The organism is Corynebacterium amycolatum (assembly GCF_016889425.1).
GTDB lineage: Bacteria > Actinomycetota > Actinomycetes > Mycobacteriales > Mycobacteriaceae > Corynebacterium > Corynebacterium amycolatum.
Map to the genome: position 1 here is coordinate 1180259 of NZ_CP069513.1, position 20583 is coordinate 1200841.

Sequence of the window (20583 nt, forward strand, 5' to 3'; positions counted from 1 at the left end):
TCGGTGGGGAAGGACTGAGTCCGTTTTACGCTGTTATCGCATGTATCGTCATGCGGCCAGCGCGTAAATAAGGCCTTTCGGCGGGTATTCGAATGATCGGCTCCCGCCGACCAGCCATCTTTAGCGGCTGGTGAACGGCAGGAGTGCCATCTCGCGGGCGTTCTTCACAGCGGTAGCGACCTGGCGCTGCTGCTGCGGAGTCAGACCGGTGACGCGGCGAGAACGAATCTTGCCACGGTCAGAGATGAACTGGCGGAGCAGGTTAATGTCCTTGTAATCAACCTTCTCAACGCCTGCGGCCTTGAGTGGGTTCTTCTTCGGGCGGCGGGACTGCTCCATCCGCGCCTTCTTGTTAGAGTGATTGCGCTTCATTGGTGCTCCTCGACTTACCAGCTGGACTTACGGACGCCCGGGAGTTCGCCACGGTGGGCCATCTCACGAACGCGGACACGGGACAGGCCGAACTTGCGGAGGTAGCCACGCGGGCGACCATCTGCAGCGTCACGGTTGCGAACGCGAATCGGGGACGCGTCACGCGGCTGACGGTTCAGCTCGTACTGTGCGTCCATGCGCTCTTCGTCAGTGGAGTGCGGGGACTTGATGATGCGCTTCAGTTCAGCGCGACGTTCTGCATAACGAGCGACGATTTCCTTGCGCTGCTCGTTCTTGGCAATCTTGGACTTCTTAGCCATGAGTTAGCGCTCCTCGCGGAATTCGACGTGCTTGCGGACAACCGGATCGTACTTCTTAATGGTGATACGGTCCGGGGTATTGCGCTTGTTCTTACGGGTCACGTAGGTGTAACCGGTGCCCGCAGTGGACTTCAGCTTGATGATTGGACGAATGTCATTACGTGCCATTTTTAGATCTTCTCCCCACGTGCACGAATCTGAGCAACAACAGCTTCGATACCGTACTTGTCGATGGTCTTCAGACCCTTCGGGGACACATTCAGAGTGATGTGACGCCCCTCAGAGGCGAGGTAGAACTTCTTACGCTGCACGTTGGGGTTCCAACGGCGCGACGTGCGCCGGTGGGAGTGGGACACGGTCTTGCCGAAAGACGGCTTGCGTCCCGTAACCTGGCAAATCGCCGACATAGGGATTCCTTTGCTTCCTTGCCGCCCAATGCCGACATCACTGGTGCGCCACGCCGGATTATTGAGTAACCGAGGATTCCACCTGGCCTTTTCCGGGGCGCTGCCCATTGACACTCGACGCTGAGCGCGTAAACGAATAACTAGACAACAGCGAGAGAACAGTTTACACACGAGTTGCGGGATAACCTAATCGCTGTTCCACTGTGGTTTTCTTGGTGCAAATCTCTAATGTCGTCATAGAGTTCGTGCTTGTTGACGGGCGCCCGCCTGTCGACGGGCGTTAGCGCAGAGTCCTTTTTTTAATTTTTGGGCTCGAGCCTGTAATATTCCATCGAGTGTCACATGCCGGTTTGTAGAAATATTGACCTGGTGCGTGTCATTGTAAGTCGTGTTCGTACCCAACTCAGGCACGATTCTCCCGCTGTTAGCTGGGTGAAAGCGACCTGAAGTTCAATCCTGAGGGAAACGAGAATTAATGAAGAAGGACATCCATCCTGATTACCACCCGGTGGTTTTCAAGGACGCAGGCACGGGTCACTCTTTCCTTACCCGTTCCACCGCCACCTCCGACCGCACTGTCGAGTGGGAAGACGGTAACGAGTACCCGCTGATCGTCGTTGACGTCACCAGCGAGTCGCACCCGTTCTGGACCGGTGCTCAGCGTGTCATGGACACCGCTGGTCGCGTCGAGAAGTTCCAGCGTCGTTACGGTAACCGCATTCGCCGCGCGAAGAAGAACTAAGAATAGGAGGGGAATAAGAAAATGGCAGTACCAAAGCGTCGCATGTCGCGAGCTAACACCCGCGCCCGCCGTTCCCAGTGGAAGAGCAACAACGTCGCTCTCCAGGAAGTCAAGGTAAACGGCCGCGTCTACAACGTTCCTCGTCGCATCGCCAAGGCTGTTCAGCTCGGCCTGGTTGACGTCGAGAAGTTCTAACGCGCATCTTTAAGGATGCTGACATCGTTCCTCGCTGAATCCCAGAGCGCTTTGAGCGTGCAGAGTGCGTTCAGTGCGTAAGGAACGGTTGATAAAGAGCTTTTAACCTCACCCCATCGCTTGTACTTGGCGATGGGGTGAGGTTTTTCAGTTGTATGGCCCAGTTTTTGCGAGCTCTCTCACGAAGAATCTGTGTCACATTTACACTCACCTTATATTTTCAAGGCACAATGGGCAGTATGAAGATTTTGGTAGTTGATGACGATCAAGCGGTACGCGAAGCGTTGCGGCGATCGTTGACTTTTAATGGCTACACGGTCGAGCTCGCTGAGGATGGCGCAGAGGCCTTGGAAAAGATCGCCAAGGATCGTCCGGATTTAGCCATTCTGGATGTCATGATGCCGAAGCTCGACGGCCTCGATGTTTGCCGTCGGCTTCGCAGCGAAGGCGATGATTTGCCGGTCATGATGTTGACTGCACGTGATTCGGTCTCCGAGCGCGTAGCTGGTCTTGATGCCGGCGCAGACGACTACCTGCCTAAGCCTTTCGCATTGGAAGAGCTACTCGCTCGTGTGCGTTCACTCCTTCGTCGTTCTGCTTTGGAAGTGCCTGCGATGGAAGATGCCGCAACTCTGCAGTTTGAGGATCTCTCCTTGGACCCGGAAACTCGTGAGGTCTTCCGCGGTGAACGCCGCATTAGTCTCACTCGTACAGAATTTGCGCTGCTGGAATTGCTGATGAGCAACCCTCGGCGTGTACTCTCCCGTACCGCCATTTTGGAGGACGTCTGGGGGTATGACTTCCCGACGTCCGGAAATGCGCTTGAGGTCTACATTGGCTACCTGCGTCGCAAGACTGAGGCAGAGGGAGAGCCGCGTCTGATTCACACTGTGCGTGGTGTCGGTTATGTGATGCGGGAGACCGCACCGTGATGTTGCGCCGTCGTCGTTTGACCGGCGGTGGCGTGCAATCAGATCAGCGTTCCGCCACCGAGGTCACCCCGGGACAAGGTGCCGGTGAAAAGCAAGAGAAGTCCGCGGATGCTGAGAGGACGGTAGGGGAGTCCCTCGTTGATCTGCCCCGGAGTTCGCGTATCCCTTCACTGCGTTGGCGGCTGACCATTTTGACGGCGCTCATTGTGGCGATGTCTGTGGGGCTGATGACGTTGGCTGCGTTTTTTACTGTGCAGGCAACGCTGTACCGCGAAGTGGATAGTAACCTCCGTAGCCAGGCGGAAAAACTGCTTATGTCCCCGTATGCGTCGGAGTTTGCCATTGGTCCCTCTTTTGAGGCGGACTCAAACAGGATTCTGAACCCCGATTTGGATGCGGTGTACTTTGCCCACGGCAGTGTGGCGGGTAAGGGCGGTGGCTCAATCTCTATTGGTGGTCCGGAACTCGCAGTGTTGCGAGGGAATCGCCAGGAATCGATTCGTACCGATGAGTACAACGGCCGTCGTGTATATGCCGTCCGCGCCGAAGATGGTGCGACGCTGATTCTCTCGCAGGACTTGAACTCGACGCAGTCGGTCTTGAAATCGCTCGGTGCAGTGCTGCTGAGTATTTCTGCAATCGGAATTCTCTTCGCCATCGGATCAGGTATTACGGTGGCAACAACGGGTCTGCGTCCGGTCACTCGGTTGCGCATTGCCGCGGAGCGAGTAACGGAGACCGATGAGCTGCGCCCAATCCCTGTGGAGGGCGACGATGAGCTTGCGCGCTTTACCCGCAGCTTCAATGAGATGTTGGCTGCACTTCAAGCGTCGCGCATTAAGCAGGCGGAGCTGGTTGCAGATGCTGGTCATGAGTTGAAGACCCCGCTGACGTCGTTACGCACAAATATTGAACTGCTGATGATGGCCTCCCGCTCGGGAGCGGCAATCTCGGATGCGGATCGCGCGGATCTGGAAGCTGACGTCATCGCACAGCTGGAAGAGTTGTCGACATTGGTTGGTGACCTCGTCGATTTGGCACGCGAAGATGGGCCGCAACAGGTTATTGAACATGTCGATGTCGATGAAATCATTTCCACGTCGTTAGCGCGTGTTGAACGTCGTCGGCCGGATATCACTTTCGACGTGCAGACCACTCCGTGGTATGTCTACGGGGATCCGGCGGGGCTTGGCCGGGCAGTTTTGAACTTGATGGACAACGCTGCAAAGTGGTCGCCAGAAAATGGCACCGTGCGGGTTCGTCTGACGCCACTCAGCGAGGTTGTCGCTGAATTCACGGTGGCGGACTCGGGGCCGGGTATCCCGAAGGAAGATCGTCACAAGGTCTTCGAGCGGTTCTACCGTTCCATTCAGTCACGGTCTATGCCTGGATCCGGCCTGGGGTTGGCCATTGTGAAGTCAGTCATCGTCCGCCACGGGGGCACGATTACTGCCGATGAATCCGACGATGGCGGTGCTTTGATGCGGGTGACGCTGCCGGGCAGCCCGTACAGCGGGAGAGATGAAGACTCCGATTCAGCTCAAGAGCCTAGCTAGAAACGCATATCCTCACGTCAAAGTCGATGTAATCCCCGCTGCGTGCGGCCTTTTAAGGAAGTGCGTGGCGGGGATTCGGTGTTTCATTCGGGGAATTTTCGGCGAGACTGCAGACTGCTCTCAGCCAATTGTTAGACAGACAGTGCAAGGTATTACGTATGAGCAACTCTTTCAACGATTCCTCGCGAGGAGATGAGCGGGGACACTACTCCTCGCAGTCTCACAACTTCAGCGAGAACCGTGCCATGGGGGATGCTGGTGAGACAAGCCAGTTTTCTGTCAATGAGCGCGGCTGGGAGAATTCCCACTACAACACCATCCCGTCTCAGCCGAACGGCGCTTACGGAGGCGGTTCAGAGTGGGACGTTCCGGCCAATCAGCAGAAGACCAAGGGTGCCCAGGGGGCTAAGGGCATGGGGGCGCTGGCAGTCGCTGCCCTGATGCTGTGCTCGGCCGGTATTGGTGGCGGTGTCGGCGCATGGGTAGTTCACAACTCGCAGTCGTCGGTCCCCGCGGACAACGCGCTGGATAAGCCTGCGGAAACCCGCCAGGTAGCAGCAGCTGAGGGGTCCGTGGAGAAGGTCGCGCAGAAGGTCCTTCCCAGTGTCGTCTCCATCACCACTGCCTCGGAGCGGGGCACGGCGTCGGGGTCAGGCTCCATTCTGTCGTCCGACGGTCTGGTCCTGACGAATAATCACGTCGTCGCAGGCGCGGGCCCGGACGCACAAATGGAAGTCTTGCTGGCCGACGGCACGACGCACCCGGCAACTCTGGTTGCAGGGGATGCAGCTACTGATATCGCCGTTATTCGAATTGAAGGTGTCAACGGGCTGCGCCCAATTTCACTGGGCAATTCCTCGCAGGTCCAGGTTGGCCAGGAAGTGGTGGCCGTTGGCTCGCCACTGGGACTGACCTCCACCGTTACGCAGGGCATTGTCTCCGCTAAGAATCGTCCGGTCACCGCCGCGGGTGAAGACGGTCAGTCCTCGGTCATTGATGCAATCCAGACCGACGCGGCGATTAATCCGGGTAACTCCGGTGGAGCGCTAGTGGATATGGAAGGCAACCTTATCGGTGTGCCCAGCGTGATTGCCTCTAACAGTGCGGGATCGGAGCAAGCGGGCAGCATTGGCCTTGGTTTCGCTATTCCGGTTAATCAGGCTCGTCGCATAGCGGAAGACCTGATTGATTCCGGTAAGGCCCGGATGCCTGTCATTGGTGCCCAGATTGATTCGCGTCCGATTGCACGTGGTGCACTGGTGCGGGAGGTAACGCCAGGCGGCCCAGCTGACAAAGCGGGACTGAAAGACGGTGACCTGATTACCAAGGTTGATGACCGCACACTTGACAACGGCGTTGCACTAATTGCGGCTATCCGCTCGCATCGGATCGGGGATTCTGTCACACTTACAGTTACAGATGAGCGAGGCGGCAACGAGCGAACAGTCGATGTCACCTTGGCAGAAGCCCAGGATTGATAAGCAGCGTGGTGGAGTAGTAGCTCACCATCTGTAAAAGATTTTCGAGTGAAACTTCGAGTGTAGAGCTGTGGGAGAAAGCGAGTTAGAGCAGATGAGTGAAACTGTGAGTACTGAGCCAAGTGACGTTAACCTCGCTGAGATGGAGCGTCTTATCAACGACGACGGCCAGGTCCGAAATGCGTTTGTAGTCCTCGTGGGCGATCATTTCGAGAACCCGGATGCTGCGGCTTCGCTCATGGTTGAGCTGTTGGAAGAAGACGGCTACTCGGTCGATGCTGTGGTCAGTACGGGTGCAGTGAAGCGTGAGATCCGGAAGGCGCTCGATACCGCTGTTGTTGGTGGCGCGGATTTGGTCGTCACGGTGGGAGGCGTTGGCGTTGGGCCTCGTGCGAAGACCCCGGATGCCACTCGCAAAGTTCTCGATGTACGACTGCAGGGCATTGAGCAGGCTATTCGTAACTCCGGTATGGGAGCCGGCGCCTTGGATGCGGGGCTGTCACGCGGGTTGGCTGGTGTGTCCGGTCAGACGGTGATTATCAATCTCGCGGAGTCGCGCGCTGCAGTGCGCGATGGCATGGCGACAATCCTCCCGCTGGTCTCTCATGTGCTTGATGATCTCTGCCGCTGGAGCGTCTAGGAATGGGCGACGCCAATCAGCCCAATCAGCCCGAGCAAGCTGCGCCGCGCAGTGGCAGTCGTAGGCAACGTCGTCGCGCAGGTGCACCGGCGAAAAACTTTGCCCAGTCGCGCAGTGCGAAAACCGCGCGCACAGTGCGCTATCACGATGAATCTCCGGAGGATGCTCGTGGTTTTGATGCGGACTACTGGACAAAACAGCGCCCACCCCATTGGGGATGAGCGCTGTGCAAAGGCGTTAGTTGGCTTCTTGTCGGAAGGTCTCAACTAACAGCTAGAGGCTAGTTCAGTTCCGACTTCGGCTTGCCGTTCTGTTCTGCCAGCAGGTCACGAATCTCGGTCAGCAGGTCAGCCTCGGTGACCTCCGGCTCAGCGGAGGTCTCCAGGCGAGCCTCACGCATCGAGTTGAACTTGTTCATCGGAGCAACGATGACGAAGTAGACAACCGCTGCGACCAGCAGGAAGTTGATTACTGCGGTGATGACAGCTGCAAAGTCAAGGTAGGTCGACGGGTTGCCGCTGATGATTTCGAAGCCAAGGCCAGTAACCTCAGCGCCACCGATGGTGTTCAGCAGCGGCTCGAGCAGGCTTTCGGTGAAAGCAGTGACGATTGCGGTGAACGCAGCACCGATGACAACACCGACCGCCAGGTCGATGACGTTGCCGCGCATGATGAACTCTTTAAAGCCCTTAAGCATAGGAAATTTCCTTCTGTAGAAACGGAACAAACCAAACGAGACCTGTGAGTCATCGCGTAGCTCAATGCAGGCCCATACGATTTCAGAAACAGGGAAGTGCGCTGTCCGGCAGTGTCACTCTTCTTAGTTCTAATCGTAATTTTGAATTGCCGAGCCATTGTATCCCGACACCAAGTTATGGGACAAGTCAACTTTCTACGGAAAACGCTGTTCAGGGCCATGAAATCTTGTAATCAGTGAGACTTTGGTCACTAACCCGAGAGTAACAGTGTGAGCGGGGACGTTAGCGATGTCGCTGCCACCACCTCCGCGGCACCAGTGGGCAGTGCAACCAAAACCACCTCTTCGTCGACGATGTTGACCACCTTTGCCCCGTGTGCAAGCGGCGCTGCCATCCCGCGCTCATCCGCGGTCGACACAATATCCACGCTGTCACCAGTGCGAAGAGCGGACACGATGCCCACATCAGTCAACGTGATGGCAATAATTTTGCTTTCCGACATCCCAGTCAACGACTTGGCTAGTGATGGGCCGACCATTCGCTGCTCTGTAAGTATCTCTCCTGGTGACATGCCGGTGGCCAGGGTGCGTCCCCGCACAGCAGCGATGTCCGTTACGGCCCCGCCAGGAACGAGATCCCGGGGAATGTCCTTGAAAGCCACATCTTGTTCTGCCACCGATGCGCCACCGGCAATGGATTTGGCGCTAATCATGACCCGGATATGGCCGCTGCGAGGTGTCAATGACTCCACCGCCGCCAGTCCGACGGCACATAGGAAAACTGTGACTGCAACTATTCGCCGAATAGTTGCGGGGCGGGGCTTTCGGAATGGACGCGGAAACCGGGACGAGTGTTTTGGGTTCATATTAAGTTAGGCGCGAAAAACCCGGAATCGGTTCCATTAAACCTGTGAAATCCCCGCTGGCGTGATCACATAATCGGCGGGAACGTCGTGCTCATCGTAGGCAAGCTCCGTGCGCAACTCGGTGTCGAAAACCGCAACAGCGATGACAGCAGCTCTCGCCCCATCCGTATCGCCGTCGCGTCGAGCGAAAACCAAGCTGCGATCGTAATAACCAGCGCCACGCCCTAACCGCATCCCAGTTTGGGGGTCGGCCGCAACTGCCGGCAGAATAATGGCGTCGGCAACACCTAGCTCCTTCGGGCCGGCGGCGCTTTCCATCGAAACAGGTTCCAAGAGTCCAAATCGCCCTTTGCTGAAGCCGTCGGTGTAGTAACCCCAGTGCAGCGGCTGTGGCGGACCGGGCGGGCAGACGGGAAGCAGAATTCGTGCTCCGGGAACCGCGTTGGCCAAAGCCTCCACAAAGCCCTGGCCGGGCTCACCATCAGTCGAACTAGAAACGCTTGCACCGGGCTCGTCGCCAGCGGGGACATAAGCGGCGATGACGGGTTTTGTGAGGTCACCGACGGTATTGGATAACCATTCTTGCAACCGCTGTACCAGTGCTTCGTCGTCAAGCATGCGCTCACGCTGCCCCTTGGCGGCGCGTGCGGCGAGTACCTCGTGCCGTGTGCGGGTTTTGAAATCGGACGTGGTTTCGGGAAGCGGAGCCATACCTGCAAACCTACTCTGTCAGGTAGGGGAGCGGCCTCGGTCGTCAGCGCAGGAGAAAATTTCTGATTGACGCGTTGAAAAAAGCGGGGTCAGCCTCCGAGCAAATGGAAGTTATATAGGTATCGTTGCCATTATGGTCTCATCGTCTAAAGAGTCTGGTTCGGACATGACTACTCCGGTTCGAACTGTCATCGTTCCTGCCGCGGGCATGGGTACGCGATTCTTGCCTGCCACCAAGACAGTGCCGAAAGAATTGCTGCCCGTGGTTGATACGCCGGGCATCGAGATGATTGCTGAAGAGGCCGCCGCCACTGGTGCGCAACGCCTGGCTATTGTCACGGCGCCGAGTAAGGATGGCGTGCTGGGGCACTTCGACCCACGCCCGGATCTTGAGCAGACTCTCGCCGAGCGTGGCAAGGACAAAATTGCAGCGAAGGTACGCCGCGCCACCGAGGTCATTCGCGTGGAATCCGTTGTCCAAGATCGACCGCTGGGCCTGGGGCATGCGGTGTTGGTCGCAGAGCCGCTGCTCGAAGACGATGAGGACAGCGTTGCTGTCATGCTTCCCGACGATCTCGTGCTCCCAGTGGGCGTGATGGATCGCATGACGGAAGTGCGCGAGCGCTTTGGCGGCTCGGTGCTATGTGCGCTGGAAATTCCTCACGAAGAGGTCTACAACTACGGTGTCTTCGATATTGAGGACGCCACCCCGGCGGAGTCGGGTGAGCTCGGTGAGAACGCGGCTGATGCTGATGCTTGGGACGATGTGAAGCGAGTCAAGGGCATGGTGGAAAAGCCGGACCCTGCGGATGCTCCATCCAACTTCGTGGCAGTCGGACGTTACTTGCTCGATCGTGCCATCTTCGATGCGCTGCGCCGCATCCCGCGCGGTAAGGGCGGCGAATACCAGCTCACCGATGCAATTGAGCTGCTGATTCAAGAGGGGCATCCGGTTCATGTGGTCGTCCACAAGGGGTTCCGCCATGACCTGGGAAATCCTGGTGGCTTCATTCGCGCTTGCGTAGACTTTGGACTCAGGCATCCGGACTACGGCGAGGGGCTGCGCGAGTATATGCAGCAGCGTCTGGCGCAGGATGAACAGGCTTAAAGCCTTTTTATAGAGGCTGTACTTATCTAGAGGCTTGTACTGAGAAGCTGAATAGCCATAAAGCGCACCGCGGGTTGGTGCCGAGGAAGGTAAAACATGCGTTCTGTGGAAGAACAGTTGGCGGCAATCACCGCGCACGCTGTGATGCCTGATCCTGTGCGCGTTGCTATTTCGGAATCCCTCGGCATGCTGTGCGCTGAAGATGTCATCGCAGAGCAGCCGTTGCCGGGATTCGTGCAGTCAGCAATCGATGGTTATGCAGTGCGCGCTGTCGATATCGTCGGCGAATCTGGTTCTTTACCTCCGGATGCGCGTCAGAGTGATGTTGATTTTCGCGAGGTCGAGCTGCCTGTTGTCGGTGAGGTGACAGCCGGCTCTCACCACCCGATGCGTCTCCAGCCGAAGCAGGCCGTGCGCGTACAAACTGGTGCGCCGCTGCCATCGCTTGCCGACGCTGTCGTGCCCCTAAACTGGACCGACCGCGGTGGCCGTCGAGTTAATGTTCTCCATCCGGTCTACTCCGGTGACTTTGTGCGGAAGGTCGGCGACGACGTGCAGCCGGGTGACGTGGCGGTGTCTTTGGACTCGGTAATTTCGCCGTCGCAGGTTGGATTGTTGGCAGCAGTGGGGCGTTCGAAGGTTTTGGTGCACCCCAAGCCGCGTATGTCCGTGATTTCCATTGGTAATGAGTTGGTCGATGTTGACCGCACGCCAGGCCTCGGTCAGGTCTACGACGTCAACTCCTACGCGTTGGCAGCAGCCGGCCGCGATGCTGGGGCCGAGGTGCACCGAGTGGGTATTGCCACCGGTGAGCCCCGTCGCATCCGGGAAATCATCGAGGGCCAGCTCATTCGCAGTGAGCTCTTGGTCATCACGGGGGCTGTCGGCGGTGCCGCGGGTGAGCAGATTCGCCGTGTGCTGGCTGAATTGGGCGAGGTTGATGTTTCCCGCATCGCTATGCATCCTGGTTCGGTCCAGGGCTTTGGTCTGCTGGGAGATGACAAGATTCCAACGTTCCTGCTGCCGTCGAACCCGGTCGGCGCATTGGTCGTTTTTGAGGTTATGGTTCGTCCCCTCATTCGACTGGCCCTGGGTAAGCGCAATCCTCGCCGCCGCGCTGTCACAGCTCGTGCTGTCGGCCCGATCGAGTCGGCGGAGAAGCGTCGCGGGTATATCCGTGGTCAGCTCATGCGTGACCGTGAGACCGGCGAATACATGGTGCAGCCGCTGGGAGGTTCCGGCGGTGCGCAAGCCCACCTTCTGGCCGGCATGTCGGAAGCCAACAGTCTCATCGTGATTCCGGAAGACGTGCTACACGTGCGTCCTGGAGATGTCGTTGACGTGCTGTTCATGGCGCGCCAAGCCTAACCACACCCCACTACCGCGAGTATCGTTGCTGTGCGTACTTCCCGTCTAATAACCAGTGGCGGCCGAGTCCGCCTGCGTGTGCCAGAGCGAACTGATGCCTCTACATGGCGGGCACTGCGGCTGCGTGATGAGCCCATTTTGCGGCCTGTGGAGCCAACCCTCGACGACGACTGGGATAACGCCCACAAGGTTTCCGTTTTCCGCCGTAACCTTCGCAGTTGGCGTCGTTCAGAGGCGGCGGGGGAAATGTTTGTTTCCACCATTGAGGTAGACGGCCAGTTCGCCGGCATGCTCACGCTCGGAGGCATTACGCCTTTCCCCGTCGCTCACGCCTGGATTGGCTATTGGGTCGGCAGCAGCTTTACATGTGGAGGAGTCGCCACTGCTGCAGTGGCGTTGGCGTCGGATTATGCCAAGAAAGTTGGCGTCCACCGAATTGAAGCGACTGTGTTGGACAGCAATGTCCCGTCGATACGCGTGCTGGAAAACTGTGGGTTCGAGTATGAGGGCGTGGCGCGGGAAGCCTTCCATATGGATGGTGCGTGGCGCGATCATCTGACCTATGCGCGGGTGGGGGAGGACAGTGCAGTGGACCTCATCGTGGCGAGTGGTCGTGCGCAATATGAAGAGGCGGAGAAATACCCACCGCAACGGCGCGCCTGAGTAGTCTGAGCAGCGCACGCCGATAGGGTGATGACAACTCTACTATTGGGCGAGTTCGCTCTAGATACGCTGGCTGCCTTCGTAAATGCCTCTGTGGAAGGGCATGTGGGCGGTGTATTTGGGCCGGGGAGAGACGGCGAAACCCCGGGCGAAGTCGCAAGGAGACGCAGAATATGTCAACTTCTCTGTTGCTGATACTCATCGTTGTACTGTGGCTGTTTGTGCTGGCCCCGCTGGTGGTCAATACGCGCAAGCCGATTCGTCGTACATCCGATGCGCTAGGTAAGACCCGCGTGCTGCATCGTGGTGGCGAGGAGCTGGCCACGACGCGCCGCCGTCCGTCTTTTAAGGAGTCGGACGTGCGCGTGGCCGAAGAAGTCGACGATTCTCTCGAAACCGTTGACGCGCAGGTCGACGATGACTTCGATGTCAGCGACGTGCTTATCGACGACACCGTGGACGAGGCGGCCGACCCGGCCGTCGTCGACGGCGATATCGTCTACGAGCTGGAAGCAGCAGATGCAGAGGAGGAGGCCCCGCAGGCGGATGATTCCGCTACCGAGGAAGCCACTGCTGAGTCTTCTGACCGCTCTGACATGGACGTATCCGATGATGAATCTGCAGACCAGTCGCTACAGGCTGTCGTTGATGACGAGGATGCTGAATCTGACTCCGCCGTCGCCTCCGCCGAAGGTGACGTGGTTCGTGCAGATGAGTCTTCTTCCGATGTGAGCGTTGACGTTCGCCGTCAATTCGTCGACGCCGATGACTTGATGTTCGAAGATGCTGTTGAATCTGACGCTGATTCCGGTGCCGCGGCTGACGCTGAGCACGTTGACGCTGAGGCTCTCTCTGAGACTGAAGAGGAAGTAGACACCGTAGACGAGCAGGCAGAACTCGATGCGACCGTCGAGAACGACAGTGACCACGCTGTCGAGTCCAACGATGACGCAGTCGCTGTCGATGACACCTTGACCGAAGATGATTACGCGTTCGCTGAGAAGCGCCGTGGTCGCGGTGGGTTCGATCCGATTTCGGATGCCCAGTACGCTGAGACTCGCTTTGCTCGCCGCCGCCGTTCTGTTGCTGGGCTGGCAGCGTTTATCGCAGTCACGGTCATCATCGCTGCTTTCGCCGGTGGTTGGACCTGGTGGATTCCACTGGTCGGCGTCGGCTTGATGACCCTGTACCTGGTCAACCTGCGCCGCACCGTGCGTGCAGAGCAGGAACTGCGGGCTCGCCGAATTCGCCGTATGAAGATGGCCCGCCTCGGTGTGCGTAACCGCGAGGATGATGAGCTGGGAATTCCACAGCGACTGCGCCGTCCCGGCGCGGTAGTAGTCGAGCTTGATGATGAGGACCCGGATTTCGCAGATCTGGCCTACACTGACTACCGCTTTGATGACGACGATTACGACGAAATGCCGCAGGCTCGCGTGAGCTAGTCCTGTGAGCTGAGCCGTAGAACAACCTTAAAGTTGTCTGAGCACGTCAGCGCGATTTTTTGTTAGAAACTCGGCCTGTTACGATGTCACTACCTAAGACATGACACACCGGGTGTGTTTGGCGGAAGGCTTCTCCCGAGGGGTTGGGAGAAGCCTTTTTGCATGTTAAAGTCGCTGGCCTTTCGCTGCCGCAGTGCTACCGTGCTTTGACCGTGCCGTCGGGTAGCATGTCCCTCATGGATCGACCGGTAATGCGCGATATCGCGCTCGTGATTCTCCGCCTAATACTCGGAATTATCTTCATCTGCCATGGCTGGGACAAGATTTTTATCACCGGTATTGACAAGACGACCGGTTACTTTGTCGCTGCGAATATCCCGCAGGCGCACTTGACGGTCTGGGTTGTCGCTCTAGTCGAACTGGTCGGAGGCGCGTTGCTGATTCTGGGACTCTTGGCCCCGACGGTGGCGATGGTCTTCATCATTGAAATGATTGGTGCCTGGTGGTCGATGCACCTGGGCAATGGTCTGTTTATCCGTGACAACGGTGCGGAGCTCGTGATGTCACTCATCGGTGGGCTGGTGATGATTTTCGTTTTCGGAGCCGGCCGTTTCAGCTTGGACAGGCAATTCATCAGATAAGACCTCATTAGGTACAACCCCCTTAAGAGTTAAAAGCGGAGGAGATTCCCCGTGGAGTGCGAGGAAATTCGCGCAGCATTGTCAGCTCGCCTCGATGGCGAGCAGGCAAGTATTGCCGATGAAGTCATCGATGCCCATCTTGGGGCCTGCGAGGAGTGCCGAGCTTGGTACGAGCGAGCGGTGCGGCTGAACCGCGCCCTTACGGTTGGGCCTGCCGATGGTATGCCGGAGGTTTCCACGGATGATCTCTCGGAGCGCATTTTGGTCTCCATCGAACCGGAGCGCCGCCGGCGTGAGCGCGCATGGCTGCTCATAGCCGGCACCGCCCGCGGGGTGCTCATTGCGTTGGGACTTTGCTGGGCGGTCTGGGGGATTGCGACGCTGGTAGACGCCTCCGACATGATGACGCTTGGACTTTCCTCGACACAGCCGCAGGACGGTGCAGGAATCGCAACAAGCACGGGAGCGCCTATCGACGGTTCCACTGCCACCGTTGACCCAATGGAGCTCGGAGCACGCCTTGCCATTCAACTCGCGGCAATTCGGCTTGCATTGGCAGTGGGATTGTTCTGGGCTGCTTGGCGGCCGCGCGCTGCCATGGGCATGGCGCCGGTCTACGGTGCCGTCGCCACGTTCAGCATCGGTTTTGGTATTCGTGACATTCTCATCGGTGCCCAGGGAGCATCAGAGATCGCTGGCCTGGCATTGATGTTTGTCTCCGCTTTGACGCTGGCCGTTGTGTGGCTGGGCGGCTATACGCCGACGGCAATCGCACAGGCATGGCGGGCCGCCTCGGGGTTGCCGGTCACAGGCGTGCCACCACAGCGGGACTAGCTCCAAGATGGCAACCAGAACCGCCATTCAAAGTGGTTGAGAGGCAGCGGGTAGCCGGTCAAAATTGGCAGCCAGAACACAAACGCGGTCACCACTAGTGCGGCGTGCGTGCCAACGATTACCAACCCCACCGGCTTACCGCCGGGCCGCCAGTGTGAGAGATCGTCGGCAAGCAGAGCAAAGGCGATGAGTACGAATGGAATCAGCGCGGTGGCGTAGAAAAAGTACATCTGCCGGTCGTAGCCGATGACCCACGGCAGCCACGAGGCGAGGAAACCGATGACGGGCAGCGCGTAGCGGCCGTCGCGGCGGCCGAGCCAACGCCATGTGGCCCACAGGACCACGGGGACCAGCAACCACCAGATGGGCGGGGTGCCAAAGAGCATCATCCAGCCCTTGCACTCCTGGCCGCCACTGCAGGTGGTTTCGGTGGAGTAGTAGAGCATTGGCCGCCAACTGACCAGCCACTCCCAAGGCTTGGACTCCCAAGGGTGTTTGTGGCCATTAGAGGTGGTCAGCTCGGCGTGGAACTTCAGCACGCTGTTTTGGTAGTGCAGGTAGTTCTGCAGGGCCTCGGGAAGCCAGTCGGTGCCGGGGAGTCCCGTATCGCGGTCTTCGGGTGAGACATGGCGATAGACCGACGTTTCTTCGGCGAACCAGGAACGCCAACTTAAGAAGTAAACGCCCAGCGGGACTACCACCAGATCACGCAACGCCGGGGCGGTATCACGGGAGAGTGCGCCGAGCACGGGTTTGTGCGCACCGGCATTCTTGCGGGAGACCAGATCCGTGAAGACGGACCACAGACCGAATGCGGCCATGTAATACAGGCCAGACCACTTCACCCCGGTGGCAAGCCCCAGCATGATGCCGGCGAGCAGTCGCCACCAGCGATAACTGAGATAGGGGCCGAAACTACCTAGCTCCGTGGCGGATTCCAGGCGCTTGCGGGCATCGGCCTGGTCGATGAGAAGTGCCCACGCGGCCGCAGTGATGAAGAAGGTCTGAATCATGTCCAGCATGCCGACCCGGGAGGAGACAAACAGCACTCCGTCGGCAAGCGCATAGAGACCAGCGATACCCACTGCCAACCGCGAGCCGCGAGAGATGCGTCGGACGATGTCCATGAGCAGCAGTATGACCAGCGTGCCACACACCGCCGACATAAACCGCCAGCCCATTGGTGAGTAACCGAAGATCCATTCGCCCAAGGCGATGACCTGCTTGGCCACTGGCGGATGCACAATCAGACCGTAGCCGGGATTGTCCTCAATGCCAGACGAGATGGGGTCGCGGGTGGACTCCAGAATCTGCCATGCTTGCGGCACATAGTGCTTTTCATCGAAGAGCGGGGTGCCATTGTCGGTCTTGGCAGCAAGCCCGATGAAACGGGTTAGCGCTGCGACGATTCCGAGAACCACAAAAGTGGCGGTATCCCATTTGTCCCACCGCCGCAGTGGCGGCAGCGAGGGCACCGGGGGAATCGGGCGCAGGAAACGCTTTTTCGCGCGGCGCTCGGTTTCCGGTGGTGGGGTTAAAGCGGCATCGGTCACGAATGTCAGTTTAAGCTATGGAATCATGACGCATTCGGCATCGAACTTCCAACCGCACGAGAACGCGCCTCTTAGCGAGGCAATGACGCTGGCTCCTGGCATCACTCTGGTGGCAACGCCGCTGGGCAATATCGCCGATGCCTCCGACCGCTTGCGCGGTGCGCTTATCGACGCCGATATCATCGCCGCGGAAGACACCAGGCGGGCACGCAACCTGGCCACAGCGCTGGGCATTTCCCCCAAGGGGAAGTTTGTTTCGAACTTCGATCACAACGAAGAGAGCCGCACTGAGTCGCTGATTCAGGCGGCGAAGGCGGGACAGAAAGTCATTGTGGTGACCGATGCGGGGATGCCGGTGGTGTCGGATCCTGGCCTGGCTGTGGTGGCGGCTGCACATGATGCGGGCGTGCCGGTGTCCTGTGTACCAGGACCGAGCGCGGTGACTACCGCATTGGCTCTCAGTGGTTTGGGTGTCGGCCACTTTTGCTTCGATGGTTTTGCACCTCGTAAACAGGGGGCGCGCCGGGCATGGTTGGAATCACTGAAGACAGAGAAGCGGGCCTGTTGTTTCTTTGAGTCGCCGCATCGGTTGGCTGTTACGTTGGCCGATGCTGCGGAGATTTTGGGTGAGGAGCGGCGCGCGTCGGTAAGCCGTGAGTTGACCAAGCGTTTTGAAGAGACTCGCCGTGCGACGCTGGGGGAGTTGGCGGCGTGGGCGGAGGAAGGTGTCCGCGGCGAAATTACGGTGGTGATTGAAGGCGCGGGGCAGCAGGCAACGGAGGTATCCACGGAGGGCTTGGTTGACCGCGTGGAGGAGCTCGTGGCTGATGGCATGCGACTGAAGGATGCCGCGAAGCAGGTTGCAGCAGAGGCGGGAATGACGAAGCATCGAGATCTCTACCAGGCCGTTTTAGCAGCTCGGGACGAAAATCGTTAACTGATTGTTACTTTGTGGCGGAAAATGTTCAAGCGCACGCCAGTGAACAGGGTAAACTCCGTTATTGGAAGTTTTTTGCAACCCATAAAAAATGAGGAAAACCTGAGAGAATCCACATCCTGAGTTGAAATCCCAGGTCAATGGTGGACATGGTGGAGGAATGACGAATCCACCAGAGCATGAAATACAACAAGAAGTAGGGGAGTCAGTCGTCGGCGAAGTCAGGGCCGACGATTCTCACGCTCCCGTGAACCTCGGGGTTACCATCCCCGCCGTTGTCGCAATTCTGGCAATCATCGTCTGGGGCCTGGCGTGGCCGGATAGTTTCTCTACGTTCGCATCTAGCTCTCTGAACTGGGTCGTGGAGAACATCGGCTGGCTGTTTATCTTGGCCAGTACCGTCTTTGTCTTCTTCATTGTGTCCATCGCGATTTCCAAGTTCGGTCACATCCGCTTGGGCAAGGACAACGAGAAACCCGAGTTTTCCACGCCTAGCTGGATTGCCATGATGTTCGCCGCCGGTATGGGCATCGGTCTGATGTTCTACGGTGTCGCTGAGCCGCTGACCTTCTATCGCGATGGCGTGCCGGGCCACGAGCCGAAGGAAGTCGGTACCGCCATGGCTTCGACGATGTTCCACTGGACTCTGCACCCGTGGTCGCTCTACGCCATCGTCGGTCTCGCAATTGCTTACTCGACCTACCGCCTCGGCCGAAAGCAGCTGATTTCGGCGGCGTTCATCCCGCTCATCGGCGCACGTCGCGCTGAGGGATGGTTGGGCAAGCTTATCGACGCGCTTGCGATTTTTGCCACCGTCTTCGGTACGGCAGCTTCTCTCGGTGTTGGCGTACTTCAGATTTCCGCCGGTTTGGAAATCAACGGGTTCAACGCCATCAAGGGCGCACCTTTGTGGATTGGTCTTATTCTCGTTCTGGGCTGTGCCTTCTTGGCCTCTGCACTGTCGGGCGTGGGCAAGGGCATCCAGTACATCTCGAACTTCAACATGGTTGCCGCAGGTCTGCTGGCTCTGCTGGTGTTGGTCCTCGGCCCTACCGTGGTGATTCTGAACCTGATTCCGACCTCCATTGGCAGCTACCTGGATTCCTTCTTTGAGATGGCCTCCCGCTCCAGTGCTTCCGCTGACGGCACCGCCGGTGAATGGCTCTCTTCCTGGACAATCTTCTACTGGGCCTGGTGGATTTCCTGGTCGCCGTTTGTCGGTATGTTCATCGCACGTATTTCTCGCGGCCGTACTATCCGTGAGTTCGTCTTCACCGTCGTCGCAGTTCCGTCGATTGTCTCTGCAGTGTGGTTCTCCATCTTTGGTGGCACCGCCATTACCCACGAGCAGCAGGGTGCGTCCATCTACGGTGACGGTTCGGCCGAGAGTCAGCTGTTCAATCTGCTGGAATCCTTGCCGGGTGGCGCGATTACCTCGGCTATTGCAATGATTCTGCTGGCTACCTTCTTCATTACCTCGGCGGACTCCGCCTCCACCGTGATGGGCACCATGAGCCAGTTCGGTCGACTCACAGCGTCGCGCACGGTCACTGCTATGTGGGGTATCTTCACCGCTCTGATTGCCATCGTCCTATTGGTCACCGGTGGCAGCGATGCCCTGTCGAACCTGCAGAACATCACTATTTTGGCGGCAAGCCCGTTCGTCATTGTTATCTTGGCGCTGATGGTTGCGCTGGTTAAGGGGCTTTCCGACGATCCGATGTACCTCGATGACAAGGAACAGCGTCAGTTTGCCCTGCGCATGGCTCGTGAGCGCCGCTTGGCGGAAGCGGCCGAACAGCGCGAGCGCCGCCGTGCTCGTAAATTGCGCAATTAGCTTTCCAACAGCAGCGGTGCGGCCTTGGCCTCAATCTCGGCCCATTCGCCCTCGGGTGTAGACCCGATGGTGATGCCACCGCCGATGCCAGCTTCGACCCGAACTCTCCCCGAGTTCGGGTCTTTTGTGTACTCAGCGGTACGAATACCGACATTGAGCTCAAGTGCATCCCCATGGGCCGCACCAATCGCGCCGCAGTGAGCGCCACGGGGTTCGGGTTCCCATTCGCGCAGAAGCTCAATCGCTCGCAGCTTCGGTGTACCGGTGACTGAGGCCGGTGGGAAGCAGGCTTCGATGAGCTCAGCGTGGCTGAGCTGATCGGGAAGTTCCGCGGAAACTGTGGAAAAGAGGTGCCACACGCCCGGTGCCGGACGCACACTGAGCAGGTCTGTGACCTTCACGGTGCCGGTCTTGGCAACTTGACCGAGGTCATGGCGCACCAGGTCGACAATCATGATGTTCTCGGCGACATCCTTGTCGCTGCGCAATAACTCGTTCGGGGACCGGTCAGCGGGAATCGTGCCTTTGATGGGAGTTTCAGTCACGCTTGTGCCTGCGCGGATGAGGAACTCCTCAGGGCTCAGCGAGGCCAGGATTGGAATTCCAACGTCGAGATTGCCGGGCAAGAATGCTGCTCGAGCCGGTTGATACCGCGCCACGCGGGAGGAAAACCACGCGCCGGCGTGGGCTAGTGCAGAGTCGCTCGCTGCCAGCTCCGCGTGAAAGCGTGTGGAAATGCAGGTTTGATACACCTCGCCTGCGGCAATTGCCTCCTTACAGTTTGTCACCGCAAGCTGGTGGTGTTCTCGGTCGCCTTGATCCCACTCCAGTGGTGTGGCCGCGGGGAGCGCGTCGGCACGCGTGTCTTCGTGCGAGTAGTTGATGGCCTCCTGAAGGGCTTGGAAATCCGGATTGAAGGGGTCACCGGTGCCGGGGCCGTCGAAATGCCACGTGCCGTCGTCGGCAAGCAACGCGACGCAGGTAGCGACCCCGTGCGCGCTGGTGCCGGAGTAGGGGCGGAACCCAAAGATCCACGCATCGGGGTCGGGGCTGGTGAAAAGCGCTGCCGACTCGCAGGCAGTGAGCTCGACGTTGGCGGCGAGAACCGCGCGATAACCGAACCAGGAGCCGATGAGTGCGGCGGGACGATGACCGGCAGCGATAAGACGCGCCAGCGCAGTGGTCGCACGCGAAGTGAAGTCAGCAGCCGAGCCGGAGGAGGTAGACCGAGTGGACATAGAACATAAGCGTAGTGACTGCGCATGCGTGCGATGATGGTAG

At 58.5% G+C, this 20583-nt stretch carries 24 protein-coding genes; 15 read left to right on the forward strand and 9 right to left on the reverse strand.

From position 1 onward, the window contains the following. Window positions 1-120: 120 nt before the first annotated feature. Genes rpsR through rpmB form a run of 4 tightly spaced genes read right to left on the reverse strand, consistent with a single transcriptional unit; the run spans window position 121 to window position 1099 of the window. Window positions 121-372 carry a 30S ribosomal protein S18 gene (gene rpsR / locus I6J19_RS05210; RefSeq protein ID WP_005511410.1) on the reverse strand — a complete coding sequence of 84 codons (252 nt, stop codon included), beginning with the start codon at window positions 370-372 and terminating at the stop codon, window positions 121-123. 14 nt (window positions 373-386) lie between these two features. After that, window positions 387-692: a 30S ribosomal protein S14 gene (gene rpsN, locus I6J19_RS05215; protein ID WP_005511414.1), complete on the reverse strand. Its 306-nt coding sequence runs from the start codon at window positions 690-692 to the stop codon at window positions 387-389. Between the two features lie 3 nt (window positions 693-695). Then, a complete protein-coding gene (gene rpmG, locus I6J19_RS05220) occupies window positions 696-860 on the reverse strand; it encodes a 50S ribosomal protein L33 (RefSeq protein WP_005511413.1) in 165 nt (54 codons plus the stop codon). A 2-nt stretch (window positions 861-862) separates the two neighbouring features. Beyond that, window positions 863-1099, reverse strand: coding sequence for a 50S ribosomal protein L28 (gene rpmB, locus I6J19_RS05225; RefSeq protein ID WP_016423274.1), 237 nt, complete (start codon window positions 1097-1099; stop codon window positions 863-865). A 475-nt stretch (window positions 1100-1574) separates the two neighbouring features. On the opposite strand from rpmB, the gene I6J19_RS05230 reads away from it, so the two are divergent. The 7 genes from I6J19_RS05230 to I6J19_RS05260 all read left to right on the forward strand — a co-directional run bounded on the left by I6J19_RS05230 (window position 1575) and on the right by I6J19_RS05260 (window position 6863). Further along, window positions 1575-1841 (forward strand): type B 50S ribosomal protein L31, encoded by a 267-nt coding sequence (locus tag I6J19_RS05230; protein WP_005511390.1) that lies wholly within the window; start codon window positions 1575-1577, stop codon window positions 1839-1841. A 21-nt stretch (window positions 1842-1862) separates the two neighbouring features. Next, window positions 1863-2036 carry a 50S ribosomal protein L32 gene (rpmF, locus tag I6J19_RS05235; protein ID WP_005511439.1) on the forward strand — a complete coding sequence of 58 codons (174 nt, stop codon included), beginning with the start codon at window positions 1863-1865 and terminating at the stop codon, window positions 2034-2036. Between the two features lie 239 nt (window positions 2037-2275). Further along, window positions 2276-2968: a response regulator transcription factor gene (locus I6J19_RS05240; RefSeq protein WP_005511429.1), complete on the forward strand. Its 693-nt coding sequence runs from the start codon at window positions 2276-2278 to the stop codon at window positions 2966-2968. After that, window positions 2968-4524, forward strand: coding sequence for a HAMP domain-containing sensor histidine kinase (locus tag I6J19_RS05245; protein WP_038626342.1), 1557 nt, complete (start codon window positions 2968-2970; stop codon window positions 4522-4524). The genes I6J19_RS05240 and I6J19_RS05245 overlap by 1 nt, the downstream gene beginning before the upstream one ends. Before the next feature lie 158 nt (window positions 4525-4682). Next, window positions 4683-6002 (forward strand): S1C family serine protease, encoded by a 1320-nt coding sequence (locus I6J19_RS05250; RefSeq protein ID WP_038626339.1) that lies wholly within the window; start codon window positions 4683-4685, stop codon window positions 6000-6002. A gap of 142 nt (window positions 6003-6144) precedes the next feature. Then, window positions 6145-6642, forward strand: coding sequence for a MogA/MoaB family molybdenum cofactor biosynthesis protein (locus tag I6J19_RS05255; protein WP_224786613.1), 498 nt, complete (start codon window positions 6145-6147; stop codon window positions 6640-6642). Between the two features lie 2 nt (window positions 6643-6644). Further along, the gene (locus I6J19_RS05260; protein ID WP_080972822.1) at window positions 6645-6863 is read left to right on the forward strand and encodes a hypothetical protein; all 219 of its coding nucleotides are present in this window, start codon (window positions 6645-6647) and stop codon (window positions 6861-6863) included. 59 nt (window positions 6864-6922) lie between these two features. Here I6J19_RS05260 and mscL read toward each other — a convergent pair whose 3' ends face one another. The 3 genes from mscL to I6J19_RS05275 all read right to left on the reverse strand — a co-directional run bounded on the left by mscL (window position 6923) and on the right by I6J19_RS05275 (window position 8916). Then, complete coding sequence (gene mscL / locus I6J19_RS05265) at window positions 6923-7339, reverse strand: large-conductance mechanosensitive channel protein MscL (protein ID WP_038626335.1); 417 nt, start codon at window positions 7337-7339, stop codon at window positions 6923-6925. Window positions 7340-7590: 251 nt separating this feature from the next. Continuing rightward, on the reverse strand, window positions 7591-8052 hold the full coding sequence (locus tag I6J19_RS05270; RefSeq protein WP_224786612.1) for an SAF domain-containing protein: 462 nt from the start codon (window positions 8050-8052) through the stop codon (window positions 7591-7593). A gap of 189 nt (window positions 8053-8241) precedes the next feature. Next, window positions 8242-8916 carry a 5-formyltetrahydrofolate cyclo-ligase gene (locus I6J19_RS05275; protein ID WP_038626331.1) on the reverse strand — a complete coding sequence of 225 codons (675 nt, stop codon included), beginning with the start codon at window positions 8914-8916 and terminating at the stop codon, window positions 8242-8244. A 133-nt stretch (window positions 8917-9049) separates the two neighbouring features. Between I6J19_RS05275 and I6J19_RS05280 the strand changes: the two genes are divergently transcribed. The 6 genes from I6J19_RS05280 (at window position 9050) to I6J19_RS05305 (ending at window position 14975) form a co-directional block, all read left to right on the forward strand. Then, the gene (locus tag I6J19_RS05280) at window positions 9050-10024 is read left to right on the forward strand and encodes a UTP--glucose-1-phosphate uridylyltransferase (RefSeq protein ID WP_038626329.1); all 975 of its coding nucleotides are present in this window, start codon (window positions 9050-9052) and stop codon (window positions 10022-10024) included. 96 nt (window positions 10025-10120) lie between these two features. Beyond that, window positions 10121-11392, forward strand: a complete 1272-nt coding sequence (gene glp, locus I6J19_RS05285) for a molybdotransferase-like divisome protein Glp (RefSeq protein WP_005511382.1) — start codon at window positions 10121-10123, stop codon at window positions 11390-11392. A 30-nt stretch (window positions 11393-11422) separates the two neighbouring features. Further along, window positions 11423-12055, forward strand: coding sequence for a GNAT family N-acetyltransferase (locus I6J19_RS05290; RefSeq protein ID WP_038626327.1), 633 nt, complete (start codon window positions 11423-11425; stop codon window positions 12053-12055). A gap of 173 nt (window positions 12056-12228) precedes the next feature. After that, window positions 12229-13500, forward strand: a complete 1272-nt coding sequence (gene sepX / locus I6J19_RS05295; protein WP_038626325.1) for a divisome protein SepX/GlpR — start codon at window positions 12229-12231, stop codon at window positions 13498-13500. A gap of 236 nt (window positions 13501-13736) precedes the next feature. Then, the gene (locus tag I6J19_RS05300) at window positions 13737-14141 is read left to right on the forward strand and encodes a DoxX family protein (protein ID WP_038629133.1); all 405 of its coding nucleotides are present in this window, start codon (window positions 13737-13739) and stop codon (window positions 14139-14141) included. Between the two features lie 51 nt (window positions 14142-14192). Continuing rightward, window positions 14193-14975, forward strand: coding sequence for a zf-HC2 domain-containing protein (locus I6J19_RS05305; RefSeq protein WP_038626324.1), 783 nt, complete (start codon window positions 14193-14195; stop codon window positions 14973-14975). On the opposite strand, the gene I6J19_RS05310 is transcribed toward I6J19_RS05305, so the two are convergent. Continuing rightward, a complete protein-coding gene (locus I6J19_RS05310; protein WP_038626322.1) occupies window positions 14972-16528 on the reverse strand; it encodes a dolichyl-phosphate-mannose--protein mannosyltransferase in 1557 nt (518 codons plus the stop codon). The genes I6J19_RS05305 and I6J19_RS05310 overlap by 4 nt on opposite strands. A gap of 82 nt (window positions 16529-16610) precedes the next feature. Between I6J19_RS05310 and rsmI the strand changes: the two genes are divergently transcribed. Both rsmI and I6J19_RS05320 read left to right on the forward strand, forming a co-directional pair. Then, window positions 16611-17465 carry a 16S rRNA (cytidine(1402)-2'-O)-methyltransferase gene (rsmI, locus tag I6J19_RS05315; protein WP_187401012.1) on the forward strand — a complete coding sequence of 285 codons (855 nt, stop codon included), beginning with the start codon at window positions 16611-16613 and terminating at the stop codon, window positions 17463-17465. A 160-nt stretch (window positions 17466-17625) separates the two neighbouring features. Beyond that, window positions 17626-19302, forward strand: a complete 1677-nt coding sequence (locus I6J19_RS05320) for a BCCT family transporter (protein ID WP_038626318.1) — start codon at window positions 17626-17628, stop codon at window positions 19300-19302. Here the strand turns inward: I6J19_RS05320 and I6J19_RS05325 are convergent. Further along, the gene (locus tag I6J19_RS05325) at window positions 19299-20540 is read right to left on the reverse strand and encodes an aminodeoxychorismate synthase component I (RefSeq protein WP_038626316.1); all 1242 of its coding nucleotides are present in this window, start codon (window positions 20538-20540) and stop codon (window positions 19299-19301) included. The two genes, I6J19_RS05320 and I6J19_RS05325, sit on opposite strands and share 4 nt — an antisense overlap. Between the last annotated feature and the right edge of the window lie 43 nt (window positions 20541-20583).